The following is a 4,989-nucleotide window of genomic DNA, read 5'->3' on the forward strand; positions in this document are numbered from 1 at the left end:
GGCAGCGGCAAGCACGGCCACCACGGGCAGGATCGCCCAAGAAAATCGCCGCAGGAATGGCGTGGCCTCCGCCGATTGCCCCTTGAGCGCCAGCCCGAGTGGGACCAATGCGCCGACCCACGACGCGATGCAGACGCCATGCAGGAACACCATCGGCCGCGTCAGCCATTGCGGTTCGGCGGCACTGGCATGGCCGCTGGCGGCAAGGGCAATCCCCACCCCGGCCAGGCCGGCCAGCGCCAATGGCTTGGCGGTGGCACGGGGACCGGCCAGCGACAGCAGGCCAAGCCCCAGCGCGATCAGCGCGACCAGCACCGTCCAGCCGAAGCTGGTGCCGAGCCCGGTCCGCCAGATGACCGATTGTGCCAGATGGGAGAGCGGCGCCCCGAGTGCATCAAGCCCCTGCAATCCGAGCGACAGGGACGACGCGACCAGCCCGCTCAGGATTGCAGCTGCAACGAAGCGTTGCCCGGCACGGGCACTTCCGGCCAACCAGGCAAGCGCGAAGGCGCCGCCAACGCCGAGGAAGAGGCCGACGTAGAGAAAGATTTTGCCCGCCCAGATAGCCGACCGCAACGGCCAGTCGACGGTTTCGGATACGGCCGGCGGTTCGCTGGGCGCTCCGATGGAAAACAGCAGCGATCCGCCGACGGGATGACCGTCTGCGGAGATGACGCGCCAGCTCAAGACATGCGTGCCCGACTTGAGCGGCTGCGGATTGTCGATCTCGACGGTCTGGTCGCTGAGACGAAAGGCGGTCAGTGGAACCGGCTTGCCGTCGGGCTTCACCAGCGTCAGCACCAGAGGCGAGACCGGCTCGCTGAAGGTCAGCGAGAACTGCGCCGGTCCCTGTGCCAGCACCGCGCCGTCGGCCGGGTCGGTCTTGATCAGCGCGGCATGGGCAAAGGCCTGATCTGACACGGCAAGGCTGGCAAGAAACACGATCACAGCCAACAGGCCGACGGCAAGCCGGCCGGTGCGTTTGCCGGTCATGCAAGCCGTTTGCAGGAGGGAGGTCGTGCTCATGTCACCGCCACGAAAAAAGAGCGGCGCACTCGAAAGAGCGCGCCGCCTGGGAGATCATTTCTTCGGCAGCAGCTTGATGCCGGGTGCCGGGCTTTCCAGTGCGTCTTCATCCTGCCCTGCCGCTGGAATCTCGATCCAGCGATCGGCTGCACCGTCGCATTCCTGCACGACCGGGAAATAGAGTTTTTGGCCGACGGGGAGATCCGCCGTCAGCGTCGCGCGGAAAACGAACTCGTCATAGAATTCATCGGGCAGGTTGCCGCCGCTCCAGTCGACCTCCTTGACCCCATCGGTCACCGCCTGACCGTAGAGCTGGTAGGATTTCTCGTACTTGCCCTTCTTGGTCTGCAGCGTCCAGCCGGGCTTCGGCATCGGCTTGATCGCGATCACCCCTTCCGGAATCTGCACGCGCACGGCGGTCGTCGCCTTGCCGTCGCAGCCATGCGGCACGCGCAAAACGGCCTTGTAGGTCGAGCCGACCGCCGCCTCCTGGGTTTCGAACGTGATATGCGCGAAGGCGGCGCTGGTTCCGAGCGCGAGAAGTGCGCCGGCCGACAAAAGATATTTGTTCATGATGGTCCCTCGGATTTTCAAGATTTGTCGAGCTGGCGCGGTCAATTGGCGTGATCGTCCACGGCGCCGCCGCCCATGCCTTCGACGGCGAAATCGACGCTGACGGCGCCGGCCTTTTCGAAGGTCAGGGTGGCGGAGAACTTTTCGCCCTGTTTGGGTTGCCGCTTCAGGCCCATGAACATCAAATGATAGCCGCCAGGTGCAAGGGCTACCTTGCCGCCGGCCGGAATTTCCAGGCCGCCGGCAACCGGCCGCATGGTCATGACGCCGTCCTTGACGCCCATCTCATGCAGCTCGGCCTTTTCGGAGACATCGGAGGAAATCGACACCAGCCGATCCGGCGCACTGCCCTTGTTGGTGATGGTGAAATAACCGCCGGCCACTTTGGCGCCGGCCGGCGTGGCGCGCGACCAGGGGTGGCCGATCTCAAGATCGCCAACCTTGAACTCATGCGCGAGGACGGACTGGGCGCCTGTGAACAGCAGCGCAAGAGCCAGCACGGCAATGCCGACACGCTCTTCGATGCCGCGTAGAATGCTGCCCGGCTCAGGACGCGCGGCGTCAGGGAAAAAATAGGACATGGTTGCTCCATGAAGTGAAGGTCGCGCCGTTGCCGGTCGCGAGCAGTTAGATCTTTGGATGGGTACGCCCACGAAAGGTTCCGCCGGGCAAACAGGCTCAGGCCGTCAGCGGCGGCGCGCGCGGGTTCGACGGCGAGCGCTCACGCGCAAAGTCGAGATGGATGGCCGCCGGGAAGACAAAGGCGACCGTTTCAAAGGAAAGGCTGCCCGGCGCCAGACCGGCATTGGGCGGCGGCGCAAAGGCCGCCGAAACCATGCTGCAGCCGAGCACGCAGCATGCCGGCAGATGGGACGGCGGCTGGTTGCCGCCCGGAAGCTGGGTTGCGCCTTCATGGGTACAGATGACGTTGCCAAAAGCGTCGAGTTGCGATGCATTGGGACCGGCGCCGAAGGCGAATGCACCAAGCGTCGACTGGAGCAACAGCAGATAGGCCGCGACAAGCGCGACCGGCATGCTCCATCGTCTCCTCGATACGCCCAAAGCCCTGCCTCTTCGCAGCAACCAACCATATCTAGCACGGGGCCGGCGGGTGGAAAATCGCCAAATCGCCGCGGCGGCAACGCGGCAGGCCCAAGGCATGTCGCCCAGAAGTGTATAGCGGTTTTGGGACAACATGCATGAAACAGGGCTCCGAGCCGCGATGCGGCTCAGTGTTTTTGCAGCGACCGGCTCTCCGGGATCGAGGTCAGCAATGTCTGGCGCGCCGACTTCAAATGCTTGCGGCAAGCGGCGTCGACCTTGCCGAGATCGCGTGATTTCAGCGCTTCTATGTAGACCAGATGCTCACCGATCGCGACTTCGTTGCGCTCGCGTTCCTGCGCCTTGTTCCACTGGTAATGGTAGTGGAAGATCATGGCGATGACATCGTAGAAATCGACGATGAAGCGATTGCGCGATGCCCGGTGGATCAGCCGGTGGAAGCGCTCGTCGAGTTCGGAGAACTCGGTGAAGCGGGCGGCTATGTCGTTTGCCAGCTGGCGATGCTCGTCTTCCAGGCGGTCGAGATCGGTCCAGACTGCGCTGTCCTGCGGTAAAGCGGCAAAGGCGGCCGCCGAGCGCAGTTCGAACATCTCGCGGATTTCGGTCAGCTCCAGCGCGAAAGCGCGCGTAAAGCCCTTCAGCACCCAATGACTGTTGCGACGTTTCTCGATCAGGCCGAAGCGGGAGAAGCGGATCAGGAACTCGCGCACGCTGGTGGTGCCGACGCCGATCTCGCGCGCCAGTTCGAGTTCGTTGATCTGCATGCCGGCTTCGGCGCCGCCGGCGAGCAGCCGACGCATGAACGACCGTTCGATGATCTCGGCCAGCGTGTCTGTCTCTTCCTCGGGGAAGAAATCATCGGGAAGCGGTTCGCGCAGCACCGTCTTGGCGCGCTTGTTCCAGGCGATCAGCCCGGTCTCTTCCATGCGCGCGAGAATGGTGCGCACCGTGGTCCGGCTGACGCCAAGCAAGGTGCCCAGTTCCGGCTCCGAAGGCAGGCTGCGCGTTTCGTCGAGCAGCCGCAGGCAGCGGTTGTAGGCATCCTTGTAGACGTTGTTGCTCTTCGACATCCCTGACCCGTTGCACGCCGTCGCTTGCAGCGGACGGTTTGAAGCGCAATATGACGTTCGCATGGCTCTGAGAAGCGAAATTGCTTCCCGGAACAACCCGGAGACATGCGGAACTCCCCACGAAAAAACAATTGACGCAAAACTGTTTTTTCACGATAAAAGACAATATCTCTAAACAGGCGCGTGTCAATCCGCCCCGCGCAACCCAGGATCACCCAGGAAACCGCCCGTGAACGCCTCCAACTGCATTCTTCTGTCCCCCGCCGACAATGTCGCCGTCGCCAACGGCCGCATCGAGATCGGCACCGCGCTGCCGGGCGGTGCCGTCGCCAGTGCGCTGATCGAGCCCGGCCACAAGGTGGCGATCAAGCCGATCGCCGCCGGCGAGGCCGTGGTGAAATACGCCCAGGCGATCGGTCGCGCGACACAGGACATCGCAGCCGGCGAGCACGTGCATTCGCACAATCTGGTTTTCGAATCCGGCCGCTTGCCGGTCGTGCCGCCGAGCGAGGCCGAGCACGCGACGGAGGCCGACCGCGCCCGCACCTTCATGGGCTATCGCCGCGCCGATGGCCGCGCCGGCACGCGCAACTTCATCGGCATCGTCGCCAGCGTCAATTGCTCGGCCACCGTCTGCCATTCCATCGCCGATACCGCCAACCGCACGCTGTTGCCGAAATACCCCGGCATCGACGGCTTCGTGCCGATCGTGCACGGCCAGGGCTGCGGCATGAGCGGCACCGGCGACGGCATGATGGTGCTGCACCGCACGCTTGCCGGCTATGCCCGCCACCCGAATTTCGGCGGCGTGCTGATGGTCGGCCTCGGCTGCGAGGTCAACCAGCTCACCCTCTACGGCCAGAAGGGCGTCGCTGCCGGCAAGCGCCATTTCAACATCCAGGACGCCGGCGGGTCGCGCAAATCGGTGGAAAAAGCGATGGGCGTGCTGGCCGAGATCGCCGAGGAAGTCGGCCAGTTGAAGCGTGAGCCGATCCCGGTCAGCGAGATCGTCGTCGGCCTGCAATGCGGCGGCTCCGACGGCATGTCGGGTATCACGGCCAATCCGGCGCTGGGCGCGGCTGTCGACATCCTGGCCGGCGTTGGCGGTATCGGCATCCTCTCCGAGACCACGGAAATCTACGGCGCCGAGCATCTGCTTGCCTACCGCGCGGCAACGCCGGAGATCGCGCAGAAGCTCGACGGCTTCGTGAAGTGGTGGGAGGACCACGTCGCCAAGCATGGCGCCTCGATCGACAAC

General features: G+C 64.3%; 6 protein-coding genes. 1 reads left to right on the forward strand and 5 read right to left on the reverse strand.

The window, feature by feature from the left end; translation table 11 throughout:
* From ENZ75_RS20625 to ENZ75_RS20645, 5 genes are all read right to left on the reverse strand, one after another.
* A partial coding sequence (locus tag ENZ75_RS20625; RefSeq protein ID WP_206617072.1) for a copper resistance CopC/CopD family protein occupies window positions 1–1,026 on the reverse strand: 1,026 nt, incomplete at its 3' end.
* A gap of 54 nt (window positions 1,027–1,080) precedes the next feature.
* Entirely contained in the window at window positions 1,081–1,599 is a 519-nt protein-coding gene (locus ENZ75_RS20630; protein ID WP_013529535.1) for a YcnI family protein, read from the reverse strand.
* Between the two features lie 41 nt (window positions 1,600–1,640).
* Window positions 1,641–2,180 (reverse strand): copper chaperone PCu(A)C, encoded by a 540-nt coding sequence (locus ENZ75_RS20635; RefSeq protein ID WP_063169027.1) that lies wholly within the window; start codon window positions 2,178–2,180, stop codon window positions 1,641–1,643.
* A 97-nt stretch (window positions 2,181–2,277) separates the two neighbouring features.
* A complete protein-coding gene (locus ENZ75_RS20640; protein WP_063169028.1) occupies window positions 2,278–2,634 on the reverse strand; it encodes a DUF2946 family protein in 357 nt (118 codons plus the stop codon).
* A 194-nt stretch (window positions 2,635–2,828) separates the two neighbouring features.
* A complete protein-coding gene (locus tag ENZ75_RS20645; protein ID WP_013529532.1) occupies window positions 2,829–3,731 on the reverse strand; it encodes a GntR family transcriptional regulator in 903 nt (300 codons plus the stop codon).
* 229 nt (window positions 3,732–3,960) lie between these two features.
* Here ENZ75_RS20645 and ENZ75_RS20650 point away from each other — a divergent pair.
* Window positions 3,961–4,989: UxaA family hydrolase (locus ENZ75_RS20650; RefSeq protein ID WP_128278276.1), on the forward strand; the 1,029-nt coding region annotated here is incomplete at its 3' end.

The organism is Mesorhizobium sp. M7A.F.Ca.CA.002.04.1.1 (assembly GCF_004022805.1).
Classification (GTDB): Bacteria; Pseudomonadota; Alphaproteobacteria; order Rhizobiales; family Rhizobiaceae; genus Mesorhizobium; species Mesorhizobium ciceri.

Coding starts and splice junctions, on each gene's coding strand:
- ENZ75_RS20630 (WP_013529535.1), bottom strand. CDS start 1,599: ATGAACAAATATCTTTTGTCGGCCGGCGCACTTCTCGCGCTCGGAACC.
- ENZ75_RS20635 (WP_063169027.1), bottom strand. CDS start 2,180: ATGTCCTATTTTTTCCCTGACGCCGCGCGTCCTGAGCCGGGCAGCATT.
- ENZ75_RS20640 (WP_063169028.1), bottom strand. CDS start 2,634: ATGCCGGTCGCGCTTGTCGCGGCCTATCTGCTGTTGCTCCAGTCGACG.
- ENZ75_RS20645 (WP_013529532.1), bottom strand. CDS start 3,731: ATGTCGAAGAGCAACAACGTCTACAAGGATGCCTACAACCGCTGCCTG.